The 23,578-nt window shown below is 44.7% G+C and carries 18 protein-coding genes; 15 read left to right on the top strand and 3 right to left on the bottom strand.

What is annotated here, in order from left to right:
• The first annotated feature begins 115 nt into the window (after positions 1-115).
• From Q0J48_RS03080 to rpoC, 9 genes are all read left to right on the top strand, one after another.
• Positions 116-898, top strand: coding sequence for a transporter substrate-binding domain-containing protein (locus Q0J48_RS03080; RefSeq protein WP_296241543.1), 783 nt, complete (start codon positions 116-118; stop codon positions 896-898).
• 22 nt (positions 899-920) lie between these two features.
• Positions 921-1,604 carry an amino acid ABC transporter permease gene (locus tag Q0J48_RS03085; RefSeq protein ID WP_296241544.1) on the top strand — a complete coding sequence of 228 codons (684 nt, stop codon included), beginning with the start codon at positions 921-923 and terminating at the stop codon, positions 1,602-1,604.
• Entirely contained in the window at positions 1,597-2,328 is a 732-nt protein-coding gene (locus Q0J48_RS03090; protein ID WP_296241545.1) for an amino acid ABC transporter ATP-binding protein, read from the top strand. Before Q0J48_RS03085 ends, Q0J48_RS03090 begins: the two co-directional genes overlap by 8 nt.
• A complete protein-coding gene (locus tag Q0J48_RS03095; RefSeq protein WP_296241546.1) occupies positions 2,325-3,419 on the top strand; it encodes an aminotransferase class I/II-fold pyridoxal phosphate-dependent enzyme in 1,095 nt (364 codons plus the stop codon). The genes Q0J48_RS03090 and Q0J48_RS03095 overlap by 4 nt, the downstream gene beginning before the upstream one ends.
• A 32-nt stretch (positions 3,420-3,451) precedes the next feature.
• On the top strand, positions 3,452-3,961 hold the full coding sequence (locus Q0J48_RS03100; protein WP_296241548.1) for a DUF1307 domain-containing protein: 510 nt from the start codon (positions 3,452-3,454) through the stop codon (positions 3,959-3,961).
• A gap of 50 nt (positions 3,962-4,011) precedes the next feature.
• Entirely contained in the window at positions 4,012-4,653 is a 642-nt protein-coding gene (locus Q0J48_RS03105) for a metallophosphoesterase (RefSeq protein WP_296241551.1), read from the top strand.
• Between the two features lie 103 nt (positions 4,654-4,756).
• The gene (locus Q0J48_RS03110; protein ID WP_296241553.1) at positions 4,757-6,100 is read left to right on the top strand and encodes an MATE family efflux transporter; all 1,344 of its coding nucleotides are present in this window, start codon (positions 4,757-4,759) and stop codon (positions 6,098-6,100) included.
• Positions 6,101-6,219: 119 nt separating this feature from the next.
• Positions 6,220-10,308 (top strand): DNA-directed RNA polymerase subunit beta, encoded by a 4,089-nt coding sequence (locus tag Q0J48_RS03115; protein WP_296241555.1) that lies wholly within the window; start codon positions 6,220-6,222, stop codon positions 10,306-10,308.
• Between the two features lie 2 nt (positions 10,309-10,310).
• The gene (gene rpoC / locus Q0J48_RS03120) at positions 10,311-14,201 is read left to right on the top strand and encodes a DNA-directed RNA polymerase subunit beta' (RefSeq protein WP_296241557.1); all 3,891 of its coding nucleotides are present in this window, start codon (positions 10,311-10,313) and stop codon (positions 14,199-14,201) included.
• A gap of 71 nt (positions 14,202-14,272) precedes the next feature.
• Here rpoC and Q0J48_RS03125 read toward each other — a convergent pair whose 3' ends face one another.
• Entirely contained in the window at positions 14,273-15,550 is a 1,278-nt protein-coding gene (locus tag Q0J48_RS03125; RefSeq protein WP_296241558.1) for a serine dehydratase subunit alpha family protein, read from the bottom strand.
• A gap of 66 nt (positions 15,551-15,616) precedes the next feature.
• Positions 15,617-16,180 (bottom strand): manganese efflux pump MntP family protein, encoded by a 564-nt coding sequence (locus tag Q0J48_RS03130; protein WP_296241559.1) that lies wholly within the window; start codon positions 16,178-16,180, stop codon positions 15,617-15,619.
• Positions 16,181-16,414: 234 nt separating this feature from the next.
• Between Q0J48_RS03130 and Q0J48_RS03135 the strand changes: the two genes are divergently transcribed.
• Positions 16,415-16,999 carry a histidine phosphatase family protein gene (locus Q0J48_RS03135; RefSeq protein ID WP_296241562.1) on the top strand — a complete coding sequence of 195 codons (585 nt, stop codon included), beginning with the start codon at positions 16,415-16,417 and terminating at the stop codon, positions 16,997-16,999.
• Between the two features lie 76 nt (positions 17,000-17,075).
• A complete protein-coding gene (locus tag Q0J48_RS03140; RefSeq protein ID WP_296241564.1) occupies positions 17,076-18,791 on the top strand; it encodes a hypothetical protein in 1,716 nt (571 codons plus the stop codon).
• 31 nt (positions 18,792-18,822) lie between these two features.
• Here the strand turns inward: Q0J48_RS03140 and gdhA are convergent, their stop codons facing one another.
• Positions 18,823-20,154: an NADP-specific glutamate dehydrogenase gene (gene gdhA, locus Q0J48_RS03145; protein WP_296241566.1), complete on the bottom strand. Its 1,332-nt coding sequence runs from the start codon at positions 20,152-20,154 to the stop codon at positions 18,823-18,825.
• A 352-nt stretch (positions 20,155-20,506) separates the two neighbouring features.
• Between gdhA and Q0J48_RS03150 the strand changes: the two genes are divergently transcribed.
• The 4 genes from Q0J48_RS03150 to rpiB all read left to right on the top strand — a co-directional run bounded on the left by Q0J48_RS03150 (position 20,507) and on the right by rpiB (position 23,385).
• On the top strand, positions 20,507-21,028 hold the full coding sequence (locus Q0J48_RS03150; RefSeq protein ID WP_296241569.1) for a nitroreductase: 522 nt from the start codon (positions 20,507-20,509) through the stop codon (positions 21,026-21,028).
• A gap of 76 nt (positions 21,029-21,104) precedes the next feature.
• Positions 21,105-21,497 carry a hypothetical protein gene (locus Q0J48_RS03155; RefSeq protein WP_296241570.1) on the top strand — a complete coding sequence of 131 codons (393 nt, stop codon included), beginning with the start codon at positions 21,105-21,107 and terminating at the stop codon, positions 21,495-21,497.
• 5 nt (positions 21,498-21,502) lie between these two features.
• Positions 21,503-22,948, top strand: coding sequence for an alpha-amylase (locus Q0J48_RS03160; protein ID WP_296241571.1), 1,446 nt, complete (start codon positions 21,503-21,505; stop codon positions 22,946-22,948).
• A complete protein-coding gene (gene rpiB / locus Q0J48_RS03165; protein WP_296241572.1) occupies positions 22,945-23,385 on the top strand; it encodes a ribose 5-phosphate isomerase B in 441 nt (146 codons plus the stop codon). The genes Q0J48_RS03160 and rpiB overlap by 4 nt, the downstream gene beginning before the upstream one ends.
• The last annotated feature ends 193 nt before the right edge of the window (positions 23,386-23,578 follow it).

Genomic DNA, 23,578 nt, shown 5'->3' on the forward strand with positions numbered 1-23,578 from the left:
CGATTTTTTTGTAGAGAGGAGGATGCGGATGAAAAGCGAAGACCGACGACGATGCGACGCATTCGCATCATACAATAATTGACAAAAAGAAAAGAGAAAGAAGAGGTTAAAGAATATGACAAGTAAATTTTTAAAAATGGGATTAGCTGCCACAATGGCATGTACAATGGTTGCCTGCTCAAGCCAGCCGGCCGCAACAGAGGAAGGTTCAGAAGAAGCGGTAACGATCACGATCGGAGTCTCTCCGGATTATGCTCCTTATGAAAGTAAAGATACGGATGGAAATATCGTCGGATTTGACCCGGACATGGTTGCCTGGTTTGAAGAGTATCTGACGGAAGAAGAAGGAAAGACCTACAATCTGGAATTTAAAGAAATGAGTTTCGACAACATCATCACACAGCTTCAGGGAGATCAGATCGATCTGGGTGTATCGGGATTCACTTATTCAGAAGAACGTGCTGTAGAATGGTCTGATCCTTATATCAAGACGGCTCAAGTTGCCGTTGTACCGGAAGGATCTTCCATCACATCGATTGATGATCTAAAAGGAAAACATTTAGCCGCTCAGACAGGGGCTACCGGAGAGATCGCAGCCAATGAAGTAGAAGATGCGACAGTATCCAGTGTACAAAATGTACAAGATATTTTTACAGGACTTTCTGCCAATCAATACGATGCCGCTATCGTTGACCTGGGTGTAGGAAAACAATATGTGGAAAGCGGAAGCTTCACGATGGTTGATGGCACTTTACTGGATGAAGAAAACTATATCGTAGCGAAAGAAGGCAATACGGAAATGATCGATTTGATCAATAAATGTATTGCGGCATTCACGGAAAGCGAAGACTATTTGACACTCTGTGATCAATACGACTTGCTTCCATTAGAAAAGTAAGAAGAACAGGAAGAGGGATAGTATGTTTGTTTCCTTAGAGCAGGTTTTTACATCCGAGAACATTCTTTATTTAGGAAAGGGTGCTTTGATGTCATTAGGGATAGCCATACTATCCCTATTTATTGGATTGATTTTAGGCGTCTTAGGCGCCAGTGCTAAACGTTCAAAACACCTGATATTTCGGGCAATCGGAAACTTCTATGTGGAAGTGATCCGGGGAACGCCGATGCTGCTGCAGATCTTGATCTTGTTTTCGGTTGTCCCTTCAATCTATACCGCCATTACCGGTGAAGTCCTCCGTATCAATGTGTATTTAATTGGTATCATCGCCATGAGCATCAACTCGGGGGCTTATTCGACCGAACTGATCCGAAGCGGGATCAATGGAGTCGATAAAGGACAGTGGGAAGCCTGTGAAACTTTAGGATTAAGTTCATGGCAGACCATGCGCTTTGTCGTATTGCCGCAAGCGTTCAAGCTGATCGTTCCACCCATCATCAGTGAATTTGTGACTCTGATCAAGGATTCTTCCTTGATCTCCACAATTGGAGCAGTAGAACTGTTGAAGGCTTCGCAGATCGTAGGAAATACCTATTACGATTATATGTCTGCGTATGCCTTGGCGGCGATCTTCTATTTGATCATGACGATCAGTATTTCCTATATTGGTAAAAAAGTAGAAAAGAGGTTGGCTGTCAGTGATTAAAGTAGAACATGTAGAAAAAAATTTTGGTAAGCTTCATGCCTTGAACGATGTATCATTGGAAGTCAACAAGGGAGAAATCGTCTCTTTGATCGGTCCTTCCGGTTCTGGCAAAAGTACGCTTTTGCGCTGCATTCATGGTTTGGAAAAAGCAGATGCCGGAAAGATCTACATCAATGGCGAAGTGATGGATCCTTCGGACGAAAAAAAATATCGCCAACAAAGAAATCAAATGGGTTTTGTGTTCCAGCACTTTAATTTGTTTCCCAATATGACGGTCTTGGAAAACTGCAATCTGGCGCAGATCCAGGTCGGAGGCAAGACCAAGGAAGAAGCAGAAAAAACTTCAATGGAATATTTGAAACGTGTTGGTCTGGCAGAGAAACGCGACGCTTATCCAAACAACTTGTCGGGAGGACAGAAACAGCGTGTGGCTATTGCTCGCGCCTTGTGTATGGATCCGGAAATGATGCTCTTTGATGAGCCGACCAGTGCTTTAGACCCCGAGATGATCAAAGAAGTATTGGAAGTTATGAAAGATCTGGGCAATCAGGGAATGACCATGATCGTTGTAACGCATGAGATGGGCTTTGCCCGCAAAGTAGGAAACCGGGTCGTTTTTCTAGACCACGGAGAGATTGTGGAAGATTCTCCCAGTGAAGAATTTTTCTCCAATCCACAATCTGATCGTGCCAAGGATTTCTTAAGCAAGGTATTCTACGAATGAAGTTGAAAGATTTTAAAGTCGAACAATGGATGAATGAGAATGAAGGACAGGCGAAGTATAATCTTACCGATACTTGTGCTTCTTCTTTTTCTTTACAGGAACTCTTGGACATGGGGGAGTTGGATCCTTCATCGATTCTCTTAGATTATGGAGAGATCACAGGGAAGAAAAGTTTGCGCCAAGAGATCTTGAATCTGTATCAGGGCAAGGATCCGGATCAGATCACCACGACCAACGGCTGTCTGGAAGCCAATACCTTGGTCATGGATACATTGCTCGAACCTCAAGATCATGTGATCACTTGTGTGCCGGGTTATCAGCAGTTTGTCAGTTATCCCGAATCTCTGGGCTGCACCGTTTCTTTGGTCCATCTGGATCTTGCCAAGGATTGGTCTTGTTCGCTGGATGATTTTAAAAATCAGATCACTGAAAATACAAAACTGGTGATCTTGAACAATCCCAACAATCCGACCGGAACACTCTTCTTGCTTCCTTTTTTAGAAGAGCTGATTGCCGTATGCCGAAAAAAAGGGATTTATATTCTTTGTGATGAGGTCTATCGCGATCCTGAACATCTCGAAAGTATCAGCGATCTCTATGAAAGAGGGATCTCTACTTCTTCTTTAAGCAAGCTGTTCGGGTTGGCCGGGCTTCGTTTAGGCTGGGTCAAAGGACCGCGGGATGTAATCCAAAAGATCAATGCCCGCCGTGATTATGTCATGATCTCTACCGGAGAACTGCGCGATGCCTTAGGGATGATTGCACTGCAGAATAAAGAGAAGATCTTACAAAGGACCCGTACGATCTTACAGACCAATAAAGGCTTCTTGCGATCCTGGTTAAGGGCCCATCCGGATTTTTCCTGCGTGATCCCCAAAGAAGGAACGGTTGCCTTCTTACAGATCCATGGCATGAAGGATTCGGAATCGATGGCTAAACGGTTGTTGAAAGAAAAAGGCATCTTTTTTGTACCGGGGTCTTGTTTTGACAAAGAAGGATACATGCGTTTAGGGCTTGGCCAAGATCCGGAAAACTTCCAGGCCGGATTAAAGGAGTTGGCCCTCTTCTTGAAAAGCGTAAAACCATTATGATAAACTGAAGACATTAAGGGGCTGATCATATCATGAAAAAAAGATGGGGCTTTGTATGTCTTTGCTTGTTGATGACGGGCTGTGCCAGACTGAGCGATGTGGATGAAAGTTTTTTAAAGGAGACCAAAGAACCGGAAGTTGAACAAGATGACACACCGGCAGTGATGCAGTGTGACTCCGAGACCCAGGGAACTTTGACGTTTGAAGCCAAAGGGGATCAAATTCAAAAAATGACACAGACATTCTCCATGTCTTTTGCGGATCTGGGAATCAGCGAAGATCTGGATCAGAATGCGATCAAAGAAAAGATCAACCAGTCTTTAGAATCAATGTATCAAGATCTGGAAGGGGTTCAGGCTGTAGGGGAGATCGTTGAAGGACATGTGGAGATCACCGTAACCATCGACTATACGGTTGCAGATCATGATCAGCTGATGGAAGCCGGTCTTTTGGAATCCGGCAAAGTCGACAGTGCGTACATTTCTTTGGAAGAGACGCAAGAGAGCTACGAAGATTCTGGCTACACGTGTACAATTGAATAAATGGACAGAGCGGCAAGACCGCTCTTTTTGAAAGAGGAAGGAGGGATTCTATGCGCTATTACATTGCGGATTGTCATTTTTTTCATCAGGCATTGAACACCAAGATGGATCAAAGGGGCTTTGATTCAGTGGAGCAGATGAATGCCTATATGATCGAACGCTGGAATGAAAAAGTTCGCAAGAACGATGAAGTCGTGATCTTGGGCGATTTCAGCTGGGGATCCTTAGAACAGACCATGGAAGTTCTATCGGTCTTAAAAGGAAAACTGTATTTGATCAAAGGCAATCATGACCGCTTTATCAAAGATAAAAATTTTGATCCTTCGCGTTTTGTGTGGATCAAAGATTACGCGGAACTGAATGAAAATCGCCGAAAAGTCATTTTGTCACATTATCCGATCGCCTGTTATAATGGACAATATCGTCGGGATGAAGCCGGGAATCCCAAAGTGTATATGCTTCATGGGCATATCCACAGCACACAAGATCAAGTGTATTTGGATGCCTACCAGGATTTTATCCAGAAACAGATCCGTCCGACAATTGGCGGCAAAATGGAACATGTGCCATGTCAGTTCATCAACTGTTTTTGTATGTATTCGGATTATCAGCCGATGACCTTGGATGAATGGATCGAGATTGACCGCAAACGCCGGGAAGAGGCGTCTGCTTCGATTTGTGAAACAATTTAAATCAGTTTTTCTTGCCGCCGGGTAAGGAATACAGCGCCTTATTTTCTATCATTAGGCCTTTGAAGATAGAAAAGAAGGGCGCTTTTATTTTGGAGGAGACAATATGGAACAAAAGGCGAATCTGCAGATATTTATGGAGTATACGATCTTGAGTGTTTTAGGATCGTTAGGCGTTTCTTGCTATATCTTGGCAGACACATTCTTTATTTCTTTAGGATGCGGGGCCAACGGACTGACGGCGTTAAACTTAGCGGTTCCGCTGTATAACTTTATCCACGGGACCGGGTTGATGATCGGCATGGGAGCGGCAACCAAGTTTTCGATTGTTCAAAGTCAAAGACAAAAGAAAGAAGGCAATGCGGTATATACGCACGCTTTACTTTTGGCACTGGTTTTCTCGCTTTTCTTTATGGGAATTGGAATCTGGGCATCGTATCCGCTGGCATCTTGGTTAGGGGCGGATGCTCAAACTTTGGACATGACGAATACCTATTTATATTGGCTTTTATTGTTTGCGCCGGCCTTTATTCTGAATGATCTCTTTTTGTGTTTTGTCCGCAATGACGGGTCGCCCCAACTTTCAATGATTGCCATGGTGATTGGCAGTTTATCAAATGTTGTGTTGGACTATGTCTTTATTTTTCCTTTGGATATGGGAATCTTTGGCGCCATCTTGGCCACGGGATTGTCGCCGCTGATCAGTATTGGCATCTTGTCGCGGCATTGGCTTCAAAAAAAGAATACATTTCATTTTGAGCGCATGCCGATTCGGCCCGCTTTACTCAAACAGACCTTGGTCTTGGGATTTCCTTCCTTGGTGACGCAGCTGTCGGGCGGCATCGTGATGATCGTATTTAACCTTTTGATCTTAGGATTAGCGGGAAATATCGGAGTGGCTGCTTATGGGATCACCGCCAATATCGCTTTTGTGGTTGTAGCGATCTTTACCGGGATCGCGCAAGGTATCCAGCCGCTGGTCAGCCGCTTTTATGGAGCCGGAGCTTTGGCGGAGTCTAAAAAAATACTGAAGTATGCCCTGGTGACAACCTTGGGCTGTTCGCTGGTACTTTATGGCGTGATTGCCGGATTTGCGCCATGGATCACTGCCGTCTTCAACAGTGAACATCATCAGAGTCTTCAACATATCTCGGAAGCGGGATTACGGATCTATTTTTGTTCGATCCCTTTTGCGGGTGTGAATATCGTGCTTTCTTTGTTCTTTACTTCGATAGAAAAAACCGTGCCTTCTTATCTGCTTTCGCTTTGCCGGGGCCTGGTACTGATACTTCCTATGGCTTTTTTGCTGGCGAGGTGTCTGGGGATGGCCGGCATCTGGCTGACAGCTTTGGTCACGGAGTTTTTGACGGCATTGTTGGCGTTTTTTCTCTATCGTCAGATAAAAGGCAAGAATGAACGAAAAAAGCCATATTTTTGTGTAAAAATTTGATAAAATAGAATTGACTTCTTGCGTTTTGTAGGCTAGTATTATAAATTGCATAATAGTCTAAGGGGGAAGTGCGCCTTGGGCTGGAAACGCAGAACAAAATCAACGAAAGGATGGCATGCATGGGCACAAACAAAGCGTATCACATCCTCGATTGCGGAAAGAAATCCACACGTCGAGATTATTCCAAAGTGAGTGGGAAATTGGAATTACCTAACCTTGTTGAGATCCAGACCAATTCATTTAAATGGTTTATCAAGCAGGGGATCCAGGAAGTATTCGAAGAAATCTACCCGATCGAAAACTACGGGAAGAATATCAAATTAAACTATGTCAGCTATCATTTTGGGCAGCCAAAATACAATGCTGAAGAATCCATGTACAGAGAATGCAACTACGCAGCTCCGCTTTACGCAAAGATGGAACTGGAGATCACCGATCCGGATACGGGTGAAGTTGTATTGAAGAGTGAAGAAGTCTATTTAGGAGACTTCCCTTTAATGACGGAAACCGGAACCTTTATCATCAATGGTGCCGAACGAGTGATCGTCAGCCAGATCGTTCGTAGTCCGGGAGCTTATTTCTCGGAGAACTACGATGAAAAAACAGGGAAGGAAAACTATGCCTGTGAATTGATTCCTAGCCGTGGAACTTGGCTGGAGTTCATGACGGAGCAGAAAAAGACTTCCAATGGGCGCACGATCAATGTATCGATCGACCGTCGTCGTAAAGTCTTATTTACGATCTTGTTCAAGGCGATCGGTATGTCTTTGAATTTGGAAGTTAATGAAAATACGACCGATACAACACAGATGGAGATCTTCTTAAAAGCTCTGGGAAGAAATTGGGAAGATGTCGCAACCGATCCGGAAAACCGTGAATATATGGATCTGTATCTGCTCTTATATACAGCCTTCTTTGGAAAATATGAAGAAATTGAAAACACCCTGCTTAACGATAAAGTAAAAACGACGCAGGAAGCTTTACTGTCTTTTTATGAAAATCAGCGCAGTGATGAGATCCCGACATTGAATGGATCCATTACTTTGATGCAGGCTAAATTCTTTGATCATCGCCGTTATGATCTGACCAAGGCAGGACGCTATAAATTACGTAAAAAATTGAATGCGATCGCCCGTATGGATGGAACGACATTGGCGCATGATATCGTGGATGTCAATGGCAACGTCTTCATGGAAAAAGGAACATTGATCCACCGTGATGAAAGAAATGCGTTGCGTGAAGAACTGGCAAAAGGACCTTATTGTGTTCCTTATCCGTTCCGCAGCGAATTCCACGAAGAAGATATCGTGAAGATCCCAACGTCATACCGCACAGGTCTGATTGGACGTATCTTAGCCGAAGATGTTGAGGTACAAGGCGTTCTTTTCGATCGCGGCATGGTATTGACAGCCCAGGATGTAGAAATGCTTCAAAGTGTGGAAGAAGTTTCGATCTATGCCGGCTTGATTGCGAAACCAGTTGTCTTGACGGCTGAAAACAGTGAAGCAGTCTTTAACTATGGTCAGCGTTTATTCGCATTGGGCCGTTTGACCAATGCGAAAGGCCTGGATGTTGTCGATGGTGAAATGGAACTGGTTCAAGAACGTTATATGGTAGGCGTAGAACCAGATCGTTTGGAAGAAGAAGCCGTCATGGCCGTTCGCCAGCGTGCTTTAAACGAAGAAATCACTGCATGGCTGATCGGTGCATGTGTACAGGAAGTTTATGTAATTGATAAAGAAGGCGATACGATCAAGATTTGCGGAAATGATCCGTTCGCTCAGAAACATACGATCACGATGTCTGATATGTATGCCTTCTTCTCCTACAACTTGAATGTAATGGAAGGGGTAGGAACCACAGACGATATCGATATGTTAGGGAACCGTCGTATTCGTTCGGTGGGCGAATTGATCCAAAATCAGTTCCGTATCGGTTTGTCCCGTATGGAACGTGTCGTAAAAGAACGTATGTCGATCCAGGAACTGGAAAATCTGACACCGCGTAAATTGACCAACATTCGTCCTTTGACGGCAGCCATCAAAGAGTTCTTCTCGAGCTCTCAGCTGTCTCAGTTTATGGACCAACAAAACCCGTTGGCCGAATTGACCAACAAACGCCGTATCTCAGCCTTGGGACCTGGCGGTCTGACACGTGATCGTGCCGGTTTTGAAGTGCGTGACGTTCACACTTCTCACTATGGCCGAATTTGTCCGATCGAAACACCAGAAGGACCAAACATCGGTTTGATCTCGAACTTGACTACATATGCCAAGATCAATGAGTATGGCTTTATCCAAACTCCTTATCGTATCGTCAATAAAGACGGAACGGTACAGGAAGAAGCCATTTATCTGAGCGCTGATGAAGAAAATGATTATTTGATCGCACAGGCCAACGAGGTTCGTGACGGTCGTTTGATCAATGAACATGTCGTTGTTCGTAAAGGCGGGGAAACAATCATCGCCAATCGCGAAGATGTAGAATTGGCTGACGTTAGTCCAAAACAGATCGTATCCGTGGCAACAGCTTGTATCCCGTTCTTGGAAAACGACGATGCTTCCCGTGCCCTGATGGGTGCCAACATGCAGCGTCAGGCGGTGCCGTTGTTGAGACCGCATTCACCATTTGTCGGTACAGGTATTGAATATAAGATCGCGAAAGATTCTGGGGTCGGTATCGTTGCCAAAGAATCGGGAACGGTAAAATATGTCGACAGCCTTCGTATCGTTGTCGAAAACGAAGAAGGACAGGAGCGTACCTATCAGCTTCGCAAATTTGCACGAAGCAACGCTTCAACATGCATTAACCAGCGTCCGATCGTAGAAGCTGGAGAAAAAGTAGAAAAAGGTGACATTCTGGCCGATGGACCTTCCATGGAAAATGGCGAATTGGCTTTAGGACAGAATGTGACGATTGCGTACATGACATGGTATGGATATAACTACGAGGATGCCATCATCATGTCCGAACGCATGGTCAGTGATGACGTGTATACTTCGATCCATATCGAAGAATATGATATTGACTGCCGTGACACAAAATTAGGTCCGGAAGAGATTACCCGCGATATTCCAAACGTCGGAGAAAGCGCTGTGCGTAAATTGGATGAAAACGGGATCATCATGGTCGGTGCCGAAGTAAAAGAAGGCGATATCTTAGTTGGTAAGGTCACACCAAAAGGACAAAGCGAAGTATCTCCGGAAGAGAAATTGTTGTTGGCGATCTTCGGTGAAAAATCACGTGAAGTTCGTGACAACTCTTTGAAAGTGCCTCATGGCGGAGCCGGTATCGTGCATTCGATCCGCGTCTTCAAACGAGGAGACGGTTCGGAGCTTCCTCCGGGAGTCAACATGCGTGTCAAGGTGTATATCGTTCAGAAACGTAAGATCTCCGAAGGGGATAAGATGTCCGGACGTCATGGAAACAAAGGTGTTATCTCTAAGATCTTGCCAATTGAAGATATGCCGTTTACTGCGGATGGAACACCGATCGATATCATCTTGAACCCATTTGGTGTACCTTCCCGTATGAATATCGGGCAGATCCTGGAGATTCATTTGGGATATGCCGCTAAAAAATTGGGTGTCAAATTCGCAACGCCGGTATTCGACGGGGTTTCGAATGAAGAATTGGCAGACATCATGAAAGAGGCCCAGATGACCAGCGATGGGAAACAGGTACTCTATGACGGACAGACAGGACAGCCGTTTGATGAACGGATCAGCGTGGGAGTCATGTATATGATCAAGTTGGCTCACATGGTTGACGATAAGCTGCATGCCCGTGCAACCGGTCCATATTCTTTAGTTACGCAGCAGCCATTGGGTGGTAAAGCCCAGAATGGTGGTCAGCGTTTCGGGGAAATGGAAGTTTGGGCCTTGGAAGCTTATGGGGCTGCCCATACTTTGCAGGAGATCTTGACGATCAAGTCTGACGATATCCAGGGACGTATCAAAACGTATGAAGCCATCATCAAAGGAAAAGATATTCCAGAACCAGGGGTACCAGAATCTTTCCGCGTCTTGGTTCACGAACTGCAAGGTTTGGCTATCGATGTCCGCCTGTTGGATGAAAACAATCAGGAAGTTGACTTAAATCCAGATGATGAGGATGAAGGTGTCGTGGCAGCGCCACCTATGCCTCAGGAAGAACTGGTCAACGACTTAGAAGAAGCACAGAAAGAAACAGAAGAGGAGGCTGAATAAGAATGTCAATCAATAAATTTGCCTCGATCCAGGTTCGTCTGGCTTCTCCGGAAACGATCTTAAAATGGTCGCATGGAGAAGTGACGAAACCCGAAACGATCAATTACCGTTCTCAAAAAGCCGAACGTGACGGGTTGTATTGTGAGCGTATATTCGGCCCTACGAAAGACTGGGAATGTGCTTGCGGAAAATATAAGAAAGTACGTTTCAAAGGCGTGGTCTGTGACCGTTGCGGTGTTGAGATCACAAAATCCAGCGTTCGTCGTGAACGTATGGGACACATTCATTTGGCTGCTCCGGTGGCGCATATTTGGTATCTGCGCGGGATCCCGTCGCGAATGGCTCTGTTATTGGATGTCACTCCAAAACAGCTGGAAGAAGTGGTTTACTTTGTCAGCTATATCGTAACGGATCCAAAAGAAACGGATCTGGCTTACAAACAAATTCTCTCAGAAAGAGAATATCGTGAAAACATGGCCATCTATGGTTCAAATGCTTTCACGGCCCAGACGGGTGCGGAAGCTGTTCTTCGTCTTTTACAAGATGTCGATCTGGAACAGGAATACCAGGACGTACAGGATGCTTTGGATAAAGCCCAGGGCGAAAAGCGTAAAAAGTTGATCAAACGCTTAGATACGATCAATGCTTTCCGTCACAGTGAAAATAAACCGGAATGGATGATCCTGACGAATATTCCGGTCATTCCACCGGATCTAAGACCAATGCTGCAGCTGGATGGGGGACGTTTTGCGACCAGTGATCTGAACGATCTTTATCGTCGTGTGATCACCCGAAACAACCGTCTGCGTAAGCTGCTGGATCTGGGAACACCCAATATCATCGTTCAAAACGAAAAACGTATGCTTCAGGAAGCCGTGGATGCTCTGATCGATAACGGACGCCGTTCGAAACCGATCACAGGAGCGGGAGGACGTGCTTTAAAATCTCTGTCTCATTCTTTAAAGGGAAAACAAGGCCGTTTCCGTCAGAACTTGCTGGGAAAACGTGTCGACTTCTCTGGACGTAGCGTTATTGCCGTAGGACCGGATCTGAAAATGTATCAGTGCGGGATCCCTCGTGAAATGGCCATCAATCTGTTCAAGCCTTTTGTGATCAATGAGATCGTCAACGAAGGGTTGGCAGCAAATCCAAAGAATGCCGAGAAACTGATCGAACGCCGTGATTCAAGAATTTGGGATGTCGTAGAAAAAGTCATCGACGGCTATCCGGTATTGATGAACCGTGCGCCAACTTTGCACCGCTTGGGGATTCAGGCCTTCTTGCCAAAATTGGTAGAAGGACGGGCTATGCGTCTGCATCCGTTAGTATGTACGGCTTTCAATGCGGACTTTGACGGGGACCAGATGGCGATCCATGTGCCGCTGAGCGAAGAAGCTCGTGCGGAAGCTTTGGTCATGATGTTAGGAAGCCATAACATCTTAGGACCAAAAGATGGAAAACCAATCGTAACGCCAGGCCAGGACATGGTCATGGGAAACTTCTATCTGACAATGGAAGAGACAAAACAGGAATTGGAAGAAGAAGCGCAGCGTTACTTAGATAAAGACTGTCCGAAAGAAGCAAAACAGTGGGCAACTTATGCCGCCAATGAAGGACATGTTTACTTGGATGAAAAAGAAGTCATGATGGCTTATCAGACCGGACAAGTGCACTTGCACTCTCGTATCGCTTTGCCGGTAAAAGGTTTGAATAAGACCAGCTTCGATCCAATTCATGAAAACGATTATTTAGTCACTACGGTGGGTAAGATCATCTTTAACTCGATGTTCCCAAGTGACTTCCCGTATCTGAATGAAGTGTCTAAAGAAAACTTCAATAAGACACCGGATAAATACTTTGTTTCGCCTGGACAAAATGTGAAACAAACCATCGCGGATCTGGAAGTGACTCCGGCCGTGAAGAAAAAAGATCTGGGAAAAGTCATTGCCGAAGTCTTTAACCGTTATTCGGTGGATCAGACAGCAGAAATCTTAGACCAGATCAAATCCATGGGATTCAAATATTCGACTGTTGCCGGTATCACGGTATCCTTAAGCGATATCGAGGTAGCGCCGAATAAGGAAGAACACGTTGAATATGGTCGTAAAAAGGCGGAAGAACTCAAACATCTGCAGCGCAAAGGTATGTTGACGATGGAAGAGTGGGAACGCCACTTGAATAAACTGTGGGAAAATGTAAAAGACGAGATCGCAGATGAATTGTTGGCGAACTTGCCGCGTAAAAACCCAATCAACATGATGGCTCGTTCCGGAGCCCGTGGTAACCGTTCAAACTTTACACAGCTGGCGGGTATGCGTGGATTGATGGCGAAGCCAGGACATGGTAAGGCTGCCGGCGGCGGATATGTATCTTCCATCATCGAGGTTCCGATCTATTCTTGTTTCCGTGAGGGATTGAATGTATCCGAATTCTTTACCAGTACCCATGGTGTGCGTAAAGGTTTGACCGATACGGCCTTGAAAACAGCCGAGTCTGGTTACCTGACTCGTCGTTTGGTGGATGTTGCCCAAGATGTCATCATCAAAGAAGATGACTGTGGTACAGATAAAGGATACTGGGTTGAATCTTTGATCGACCGCAAGAATAACACAGTGATCGAGCCGTTGATGGATCGTTTGGTGGGCCGTTATTCAAAACAGGATGTCACAGATCCAAATACAGGCGAACTGATCATTGCCAGCGATGAATTTATTACCGAAGAGATTGCCAAACAGATCGTTGATGCCGGTATCACCGGTATGTATATCCGTTCTGTCTTTACTTGTAAATCGACGCATGGGGTGTGCCGTAAATGTTATGGCCGCAACATGGCAACAGGAAAAGATGTTGAGGTCGGAGAAGCAATCGGTATCATGGCTGCTCAAAGTATTGGGGAACCAGGTACACAGCTGACCATGCGTACATTCCACACCGGTGGGGTAGCCGGTGCCGGTACAGGGGACATCACACAAGGTCTTCCTCGTGTTGAAGAGTTGTTTGAAGCTCGCTGTCCAAAAGGGGTTGCGGCGATTGCCCAGATCTCTGGTGAGATCACTTCGATTGAACGAATCGAAGGTACAATGCGTCAGGAAGTCATCATCACCAACGAAAGTGAAAGCATTTCTCACAAGATCAATGCCAACCAGTCTATGCGTCCTTGGGTACAGGTCGGTGCTCAGATCCAGGCTGGAGAAGCTTTGACAGAGGGACCGTTAGATCCAAAAGAATTGTTGCGCGTAGCGGGTGTACGTGAAGTGCAAGATTATATCTTGAAAGAAGTCAAGAAAGTATACCAGTCTCAAGGTATCGAAATTTCCGATAAACACTTGGAAGTGATGATCAAACAGATGATGAAGAAAGTCATCGTGGTCGACAGCGGTGATACGGATCTGAATGTAGGTGTTCAGTTGTCATTGAACAACATTACCAAGATCAACCGTGATGCCTTGTTGTCAGGAAAAACGCCAGCGCAGTTCAAACCAGTGCTGCTGGGGATTTCAAAGGCTTCTGTGGAAACGGATTCTTTCTTGTCGGCTGCCAGCTTCCAGGAAACAACGAAAGTGTTGACGGATGCGACTATCAAAGGCAAGGTCGATCATTTGATCGGATTGAAAGAGAATGTCATTATCGGTAAGTTGATTCCAGCAGGAACCGGATGTACAGGAAATCGTCCGCAAAATGAACTGGTCAAAGCCAAGGCAAAAGAACTTCGCGATAAACGTTTGGCACGAATGAATGAAGTCAAAGATGAAGAATTTGATAAGATCATCAATGCGAATGCGTTAGACGAAGAAGCCAGCTTGAATGAAGATGTACTCGATCATGAAAGCATTTTAGGAGATACAGCTCCAGAAGCTGAATCTTTAGATATCCAGGCATCTTTTGAGGAATAACATGAAAAAGAGATCAACACGATCTCTTTTTTTGTGTCCACAAAAAAAAGAAGGCAGTTCACTTGCCTTCATCAACAACAGCCGGTCATGATCTCAATGATCTCTTTATCGGTTTGCTGCATACCTTCTTTTGCGAGCAGGGAGATATTGCGGATCGTATTTTCAACACCTTTGGTTACTATTCCTTCACCGTCTTTGAACTGTTGCCCATTTAAATACATTTCATAGCCTAAAAGTCCGGCTTCTACAGCACTGGCAATCTTGGCGGCGCAGCTGGCCTTGGCTCCATCACAGACCGTTCCGGAGATCATGGCAATCGCATTGACCAAAGTATGAGAGATCGCATGCAGATCACCGCCTTGCAGATAACAGATCCCGCAGGCCGCTCCGACACCGGCACTGACCACACCACAGTAGGCACTTAGCTTCCCAATGCCTTGTTTGAGGTGGATCGTGATCAGATTGGATACCAATAGGGCACGATAGAGAGAATCTTTATCAGCCTGTTTTTCGTTTGCCCAGACAATCACGGGGATGCTGGCGGTCATGCCTTGGTTTCCGCTTCCGGAGTTGATGATCACAGGCAGTTCGCATCCGCTCATGCGGGCATCACTGCCGGCCGCCGCATAGGCTTTGACTTTATTCAATAAACTTGAGTCTTTGCGTCTAAGCAAGATCTTGCCGATATTGGCACCGTAATTTTGTTCCAGACCACGCTGAGCGATGGCCATATTGTATTGGATCTGACGATCTAGAGTGGGTTTGACCGATTCAAGAGCACAATGTGTCGCATAATCCAGGATCCCTTCGACGCTCATAAAAGAAGTATCGATCGGCGGCGCTTCTTCTTCCTGTATCGTATCTTCATAGATCACTTTGTCATTTTGTTTCATCCAGATGATATGATCGTGACTTCCGGCAATACGAACGCTGTTAGATCCATGCGTTGTCTCCAAAGTGATGATCATATCCAAGGGGATCGGGGAGCGCAGATACCGGACCTCAATCGGCGTCGATTGTAAGAATCGATTCAGTTCTTCTTTTTGTTGGTCCGATACGGAAGCAATCACTTCTAATTTTTTCTCCGGATCGCCTGCAACGATACCAACGGCCGCGGCCGCTTCAATGCCTTTGAGTCCGTTGGTATTGGGAACGGTCACGCTTTTAACGTTTTTAATGATATTCCCGCTGGCCTCGACAATGACTTTTGTACATGGATCATCGCTTAAGGATCTTGCTTTGGCAGCGCAGTACGCAATCGCGATCGGCTCGGTACATCCCATGGCAGGAACCAGTTCATATTTTAGAATTTCGGTATATTGTTCATAATACATAGAATGTTCATTCATAAGATACACCTTCCTTGAACAAAATCATTTTCCCATATCCATTTTAAGAGTGCAACCGGTTTTCGATCAGAAAAAGAGATGTTCGATCAAGATCTTGCCCCCTAAGAGAATCAAAGTGATCCCGCCTAAGAATTCGGCATATTTTTGGAAAAGAGAACCGAGTTTTTTTCCTAATAAAACGCAGAAAAAAGAAAGAAAAAAGGTGATCGTGCCAATCAAAAACGCTGCATATCCTATGGAAACCTTGAGAAACGCAAAACTGATCCCTGCCGCCAGGGCATCGATACTGGTGGCGATCGCCAAAAGCAGAATGGTCTTGAAAGGAATCGAATCGATGGATTCCTTTGCTTGTTGTTCTTCTTTTCCTTCTTTGATCATATTGAAGCCGATCCAGCCCAGCAAAAGAAAGGCGATCCAATGGTCGATATTCGAGATCAAGTTTACAAATTGAATGCCCGCAAAATAGCCGATACAAGGCATCAAAGCTTGAAAAAAGCCGAAGGCCAGGCCTAAATAAAACGCATATTTTAAAAGAACTTTATGGGGCAGCGCCATCCCTTTGGCCAAAGATACTGCACTGGCATCCATAGCTAGCGAAACGGCGGTCAAAATTAAAGTAAAAGTATCCATAAAACCTCCCGAAAAAAGAAACGAGACCATGCGAAAAGACGCACAAGTCTCGTTTTTTACAGCAAACCAGATCGACCGATCATTATGTTGATTTACTCACTTACGGATTTGTAAGATAACTACTCCCTTATGATGTTCCTATTCTAACAAATCCCCAAAAGCATCACAACCACTCTTGATTAGGGATAATTAACTCCAAGATTATGATATAATCGAGAAGAAACGGAGATCTTTATGAAAGTCTATTTAGTTCGTCATGGAAATACCATGTTTAATCAAAGAGGAAGAGTACAGGGGTGGTGTGATTCTCCCTTGACAGAGCAGGGGATCCAACAAGCGAAACACCTCTCTCATTATTTTGAATCGATCCCTTTGGCTGCTGGCTATCATTCGGGCAGCGAAAGAGCAGCTGATACCTTGGATCTGATCTTACAAGATCGAGAAGTTCCCAGAAAAAAAGAGAAACGATTCAAAGAAGTTTATTTTGGGGAGTACGAAGGGGAATTGATCCGAAAGATCTTCCCGGACGGGAATGTGATCCAGGAGGAATTTTATGCCCATGGAGGCGAAAATCGCCACGATGCGGCCATGCGGTTTTTAGCGGCCGTAAAAGAACTGGAACAAAAAGAAACGGGCGATATTTTGATCGTCAGCCATGGTTCTGTGATTCGCCAGTTTTTCGAAGAACATTCAAAGGCTTTTTATCAGAAGGCCCAAGAACAAAATTTGACCCGTGCTCTGGTCCCGAATTGTTCGGTATCTGTGTTTGAGATCAACGCCGGAGAGGTCCATGTGTTGCAGCTTCCTAAAATTGTCTGAGCATATCAATAACCTATAATCCGTAAGACTGTTATGATGCCTATAGATAGAAAAGCTATCTGGAAAAGAGGTCTCTATGAAAAGACTGAGAAAAAGCTTCATAGCAGTTTTTATTCTCTTTGGATTGGGTATGAACTTTGTGCCTGTGTATGCTTTAGAAGATTTGCCAATCTCGGAAGTCAGTTTTCCGGATCCGGTATTTCGTTCTTATGTGACGCAAACGATTGACACGGATCATAATGGCTCTTTATCGACTTTGGAAGAGGCTGCGGTTCATTCTATTATCCTTCGCAACCAAGGAATCACCTCCATGCAGGGAATTGAATATTTCCCCAATCTGCAAGAGTTAAATTGTGAAGAAAATCAAATTACAAGTTTGGACGTATCGCAAAACGCGGAACTGTCGACCTTGTTCTGTGATGAAAATCCGATTTCTACACTGGATTTGACGCATAATCCCAAACTAAGTGTTGTCAATTGTTTTCATGATACTTTGACGCAATTGGATGTTTCTCAAAATCCTATGTTGGAACAACTTGTGGTCGGAGGCAGTCTGATGAAAGAGATCGATACACGAAGCAACCCTAACTTAAAGGTGTTTACGTATTTGGCAGGGAATGCGGAACGTTTTGATTTTTCCCAGAACCCGCAGCTTCAAAGTATCTGGATCTCCGGAACACCGTTGACGAGTTTAGATGTTTCTGCGAATAAAAATTTGACGCAGTTATGGTGCCATACCACCAATCTTTCCACGATCGATCTGACGGGATTTCCTTACTTAAATGGTGCCAACGTGAATCTGAGCGGCAATCGAATGATCTCGGTGCATACGGATATTTCGAATGCTTCCCAGATCGATATGCAAAATCAGCGAGCCTATACCGTTCGGATCCCGCAAAACCAAACAACATACGATTTACGCAGCTTAGATCCGAATATCGACCCGGCAGCGATCATCCCCAATAGTTCGGCTGACATCCAGAATGCCGTTATCCAAGATGTGAAACCGGGAATGACCATCTCTTATGAATATAAAGTAGGGGCTTCTCAATTTACGGCATCGATTGTTTTTGAAGAGGAAAACTCCTGGATCCAGCCGTTGAACATCCAAGATTGGACGTATGGACAGACCCCATCCACCCCAAGTGCCCAGGCAGCCTTTGGCGAGGTATCTTTTACGTATTCGGCATCTCAGGAAGGCCCGTTTGGCAGCGAAGTACCTACTGATGCGGGAACCTGGTATGTGAAGGCGATAGTTCCATCCGATGGGATCCATATCGGCTTGGAAGATGTTCGTGAATTTACGATCCATAAAGCCAAACCAACGATCACGATTCCTTCCGATCTCTCTGGATGGCAAGATGACAAACTGGATACGGTCATTCTTCCGGAAGGATTTGCGTGGAAAGATCCCGATCAAATCCTCAAGGAAACGGGAACCTTTGGCTTTGAAGCGACCTATACGCCGGAAGATACGCAAAACTATCGGATCCTGGAAGATGTTTCGATCCCTGTTGAAGTCAAAGAAAAGGAAGCGGAACCGGTGATCCCGGGAGAAGATGAAGATAAAGAGCCAGAACAAGAATCAAAACCAGATGATTCCCATCCCGATCTGAGTGAGGATCCAAAAGAAGAAACGGACCAAGGAAATCTTGAAAAAGAAGATCCCGAATCTTCCGCAAAGAAAGAAACAAGTCCTTCTACCTCATGGAAGACATCGGCAGCGGGATGGCTCGTGACGGGTGTCGTTTCCCTGGCTGGTGTTTTATGGATCATTCGAAGAAAGCATTAAAAAAAGGACCGCGAAGGTCCTTTTTGGCATTTTATACAGTTCCCTGTGCTTTCATGGCTTCGGCTACTTTTAAGAAACCAGCAATGTTGGCACCGACAACATATTCTTTTTCGTGACCGTATTCTTTTGCGGTATCACGGCAAGTTTCAAAGATGCTTTCCATGATTTTTTGAAGACGAGCATCGACTTCTTCACGAGTCCAAGACAAGTGCTGAGCGTTTTGGCTCATTTCCAATCCAGAACATGCGACACCACCGGCGTTGCTGGCTTTACCTGGGGCATAGAATACACCATTCTGCATCAAGTAATGGATAGCTTCTGGAGTGGTTGGCATGTTGGCGCCTTCACAAACGGCGAATACTTTATGTGCCACCAAGGCTTTGGCATCTTCCAGATCCAATTCATTTTGAGTCGCACAAGGTAAAGCGATATCACATGGTGTTTGCCAAGGACGAGCTCCTGCCGTATAGGTTGCGTTTGGATGGGTCTCTACATATTCTTTGATACGCCCGCGACGTACTTCTTTGATTTCTTTGACACAAGCCAAATCAATACCATCTGGATCGTAAACAAAACCATTAGAGTCGGACATGGTCACAACTTTGGCACCTAATTCCGTAGCTTTTTCACAGGCGTAGATCGCTACGTTTCCGCTTCCAGAGATTGCTACGGTCTTGCCTTCGAAGCTTGTTCCATTATCCTTTAATAAGGCTTGGGTGAAATAACACAATCCATAACCGGTTGCTTCAGTACGAACCAAAGAGCCTCCAAAGGTCAAACCTTTACCCGTCAAGACGCCGCTAAATTCATTTTTGAGACGTTTATATTGTCCAAACAGATAGCCGACTTCACGACCGCCTACACCGATATCACCGGCCGGCACGTCTGTGTTTGGTCCGATGTGACGATATAATTCTGTCATGAAGCTTTGGCAGAAGCGCATGACTTCAGCATCGCTCTTTCCTTTTGGATCAAAATCAGATCCGCCTTTTCCACCGCCCATGGGCAGGGTTGTCAAAGAGTTCTTAAAGATCTGTTCAAATCCTAAGAATTTGATAATGCTGGCATTGACGGAAGGGTGGAAACGAAGTCCTCCCTTGTAAGGGCCTAAAGCGGAATTAAATTCAATACGGAAACCGCGGTTTACATGGGTTACTCCCTGATCGTCAACCCAAGGCACACGGAAGATGATCTGACGTTCTGGTTCTACGATACGAGCCAAGACATCATCATCCAGTTTTTCCGGATGAACTTGTTCGATTACTTCTAAAGATTCAAAGACTTCTTCGACAGCTTGTAAAAATTCTTTATCACCATTGTTGCGCTGTTGAACAACTTCATACAACTTTTTTAAATCTGACATGATTCCCTCCTGTTTTACATGGAAGTAGTATATCACAAAAATGAAAAAGCGGTTAAGTTTTTTTTCAGAAAACTATGAAAACAATGTTTTCATAGGTTGTTCAGATACAAAAATGACATCCGATTGGATGTCACTTTTGCGATTATTATTGTTTTTAGGAGAGAGATATATGAAGAGATTTTTTTATGTGTTCCCTTAACACACCTTTAGTATAAAAAAGAGTTTTGGATAAATTATTTTCTCTTCATGTGAAAGTATGTGAGAGTTGTATGTGCCTTCACTAAATTTTGGGATTTTTGATCAGAAGTGTCAAAGCCGTTTGGTATTATATAATATATAGGAGGGTTTCATCATGAATGATTTGATTCAAATGTTCAAAACACGAAGAAGCTGTAAGGCTTATACGGACCAAAAAGTGGAAGAATCCGTATTGGATGCGATCTTGGAAGCAGGGACCTATGCCCCTACCGGGATGGGAAGACAATCGCCTTTGATCGTCTGCGTTCAGGATCAAGAAACTAGAGACAAGATCTCTCAACTCAATGCCGCAATTATGAAAACCGATATCGACCCTTTTTATGGAGCGCCGATCGTTGTCGTTGTTTTCGGAGATACGCGAGTGCCTACTTATCGTGACGATGCGAATCTGGTGATGGGCAATCTATTGAATGCGGCCCATGCGGCAGGTGTAGATTCTTGTTATATCTATCGGGCACGGGAAGTTTTCCAAACGCCAGAAGGTCAAGAACTCATGAAACAATGGGGCATTGATCCAGCGTATGAAGGGATCGGCAATGTGATCCTTGGTTATGGAAAACCCGAAGGGATCAAACCGGCGGCAAAACGGAAAGCGGATTATATTCGCAAGATCTAGTGCTTAAGGTTCGTGAAATGAATCTGCTTCTTGTTGGTTTGGTTTTATGTTAAACTGGCGATAGGTGATAATAGAAATGAAAGAAAAATTAATTCGTTTTTTTGCGGGGCGTTATGGAAATGACTCCTTGAATCAATTTTTATTTATTCTGGAACTGATCTTTTTGGCATTGTCGTTTTTTGTGCCGAATATCATTGTTTCGTTTTTGTTCTTTTTAGTGTTCTTTACCTATCTCTTTCGGTCGCTGTCGCGCAATATTTATGGCAGACAAGCGGAGAATATGAAATTTATTGCGATCCGCACCAAGATCACGCATACATTCAAAGCCATCCAAAAGAATTTTCAAGAAAGTGCCTACAAACATTTTGTTTGTCCGAAATGTGCGCAGATCATTCGCGTGCCCAAAGGCAAAGGGAACATTGAGATCACTTGTCCCAGCTGCCGTACGCGTTTCTCCAAAAAGGTATAACGATCATGAATCATACACTGCTTCAATATTTTGAATGGTATCTGCCTGAGGATGCTCAACACTGGGATCGTTTGATCCGGGAATCATCAAGTTTGGCCCAGATTGGCTATGATCGGCTGTGGCTTCCGCCTGCGTATAAAGGGCAGGGCGGCCGCAGTGATGTCGGCTATGGTGTCTATGATATGTACGATCTGGGAGAATTCGATCAAAAGGGAACGGTCCCCACAAAATATGGAACGAAGGATGCGTATTTGAGAGCGATCCAAACGGCTCATGAACATCATTTGGAGATCATTGCGGATATCGTTTTTAATCATCGCATGGGGGCGGATGGCAAAGAGGTCATCAAAGCGAAAGAAATCAGCTGGGCTGATCGTGATGAAGCGATATCGGATGAAGAAGAAGTTGAAGTCTGGACGCGGTTTACTTTTCCCGGTCGCAACAAGAAATATTCTGATTTCACATGGGACTGGTCGTGCTTTACGGGGACGGACTATGATGCCCGAACCAAAGAGACAAAACTTTTAGAGTTTTATCACAAACAATGGGCCGAAAATGTTTCCCAGGAAAATGGAAATTATGACTATATCATGGGGGACGATGTGGATTTTTCCAATCCGAAAGTGGTCGAAGAACTGTATCGATGGGGAATTTGGTATCGTGATCTGACAGGAATCGACGGCTATCGTCTGGATGCGGTAAAAAGTATTGATGCGGCATTTTTTCCGGGCTGGTTAAATGCGATGCGTCAGGAAAGCCAGGATAATCTGTTCGCGGTCGGCGAATACTGGAGCGGAGATATTCAGGAATTAAAAGCCTATCTGGTCAAGGTTTCTTACAGCATGTTGTTGTTTGATGTGCCGCTGCACTTTCATTTATATGATGCATCTCGTTCGTATGATCGATATGATATGTCAAAGATCCTGGATGGGACATTGACCCAGGAAGAGCCACAAAGTGCTGTGGCTTTTGTGGATAACCACGATACCCAGCCGGGACAGGCTTTACAGTCGTGGGTCGAAGATTGGTTCAAGGTCCATGCCTATGCCTTGATCTTGTTAAGGGATTCTGTATGTCCATGTGTATTTTATGGGGATCATGCCGGTATTCCGAAAGATGGCAAGGCAAAAGTTTCGTTCTTGAACGAAATGGTATGGATCCGTAAACATTTACTGGATCCGGAGACGATTGAAGATCGCTTTGATGATCCGCATTGCATCGGCTGGTGTGTTCAAAGTGAACATCCTATCGTTGTGGTGATGACCAACGGCTGGGCCGGCGTTAAAGAATTTAAACTCACGCAAACTTCTGAAATGGTGGATATTACTGATCCGTCGAATCGAATTTCATTAGAAGATGGAAAAGGGAAGTTCTTGTGTAAGGATGGAAAATGCAGTATTTATATAAGTAAGGAAGATTATGAATGGATGAAGGAGGATCTAAAAATATGAAAATCGCAATGGCAAATGATCATGGAGCTACTACTTATAAGCTGGAAATCAAAAAGATGTTGGAAGAAGAAGGGCATACCGTGATCGACTGTGGAACGGATTCGGAAGAAAGCGTGGATTATCCGGATTATGCCAAAGCATGTGCCGATAAAGTATTATCCAAAGAAGCTGATCTGGGGATCGTACTTTGTGGAACGGGGATCGGCATCAGCATTGCGGCCAACAAGATCAAAGGGATCCGCTGCGGACTTTGCACCAACACGACCATGGCACGCTTGACCAGAGAACACAACGATGCCAATATTTTGGCATTGGGGCAACGCACAACGGGGATCGAAACATGTAAAGATATCGTACATGCCTTTATAGAAACGCCGTTTTCAAACGGACCGCGTCATATTCAAAGAATCGAAAAGATCAAACAGCTTGAGAAGTAGGAAACTCTGCTTCTTTTTTTTGAGAGAGAAGGGTGAATAATTGTCGATAAAAAATGGGAAAAACGGGAATGATAACGGTTACATTTGATGAAGAACAGTTTGGACTAAAAAAAGATAAAAAAATTTAACATTTTTTTTGACAAGGGGGAGAAGATTTGGTAATATAACTGAGCACGGCGCGGAGAGCGGCGTG

It is taken from the genome of uncultured Faecalicoccus sp. (assembly GCF_944325745.1).
Classification (GTDB): domain Bacteria; phylum Bacillota_I; class Bacilli_A; order Erysipelotrichales; family Erysipelotrichaceae; genus Faecalicoccus.

Bases quoted from the DNA above. Each gene is read 5' to 3' on its own strand.
- Q0J48_RS03080 (WP_296241543.1), top strand. From the start codon at position 116: ATGACAAGTAAATTTTTAAAAATGGGATTAGCTGCCACAATGGCATGT.
- Q0J48_RS03085 (WP_296241544.1), top strand. From the start codon at position 921: ATGTTTGTTTCCTTAGAGCAGGTTTTTACATCCGAGAACATTCTTTAT.
- Q0J48_RS03095 (WP_296241546.1), top strand. From the start codon at position 2,325: ATGAAGTTGAAAGATTTTAAAGTCGAACAATGGATGAATGAGAATGAA.
- Q0J48_RS03100 (WP_296241548.1), top strand. From the start codon at position 3,452: ATGAAAAAAAGATGGGGCTTTGTATGTCTTTGCTTGTTGATGACGGGC.
- Q0J48_RS03105 (WP_296241551.1), top strand. From the start codon at position 4,012: ATGCGCTATTACATTGCGGATTGTCATTTTTTTCATCAGGCATTGAAC.
- Q0J48_RS03110 (WP_296241553.1), top strand. From the start codon at position 4,757: ATGGAACAAAAGGCGAATCTGCAGATATTTATGGAGTATACGATCTTG.
- Q0J48_RS03115 (WP_296241555.1), top strand. From the start codon at position 6,220: ATGGGCACAAACAAAGCGTATCACATCCTCGATTGCGGAAAGAAATCC.
- rpoC (WP_296241557.1), top strand. From the start codon at position 10,311: ATGTCAATCAATAAATTTGCCTCGATCCAGGTTCGTCTGGCTTCTCCG.
- Q0J48_RS03125 (WP_296241558.1), bottom strand. From the start codon at position 15,550: ATGAATGAACATTCTATGTATTATGAACAATATACCGAAATTCTAAAA.
- Q0J48_RS03130 (WP_296241559.1), bottom strand. From the start codon at position 16,180: ATGGATACTTTTACTTTAATTTTGACCGCCGTTTCGCTAGCTATGGAT.
- Q0J48_RS03135 (WP_296241562.1), top strand. From the start codon at position 16,415: ATGAAAGTCTATTTAGTTCGTCATGGAAATACCATGTTTAATCAAAGA.
- Q0J48_RS03140 (WP_296241564.1), top strand. From the start codon at position 17,076: ATGAAAAGACTGAGAAAAAGCTTCATAGCAGTTTTTATTCTCTTTGGA.
- gdhA (WP_296241566.1), bottom strand. From the start codon at position 20,154: ATGTCAGATTTAAAAAAGTTGTATGAAGTTGTTCAACAGCGCAACAAT.
- Q0J48_RS03150 (WP_296241569.1), top strand. From the start codon at position 20,507: ATGAATGATTTGATTCAAATGTTCAAAACACGAAGAAGCTGTAAGGCT.
- Q0J48_RS03155 (WP_296241570.1), top strand. From the start codon at position 21,105: ATGAAAGAAAAATTAATTCGTTTTTTTGCGGGGCGTTATGGAAATGAC.
- Q0J48_RS03160 (WP_296241571.1), top strand. From the start codon at position 21,503: ATGAATCATACACTGCTTCAATATTTTGAATGGTATCTGCCTGAGGAT.
- rpiB (WP_296241572.1), top strand. From the start codon at position 22,945: ATGAAAATCGCAATGGCAAATGATCATGGAGCTACTACTTATAAGCTG.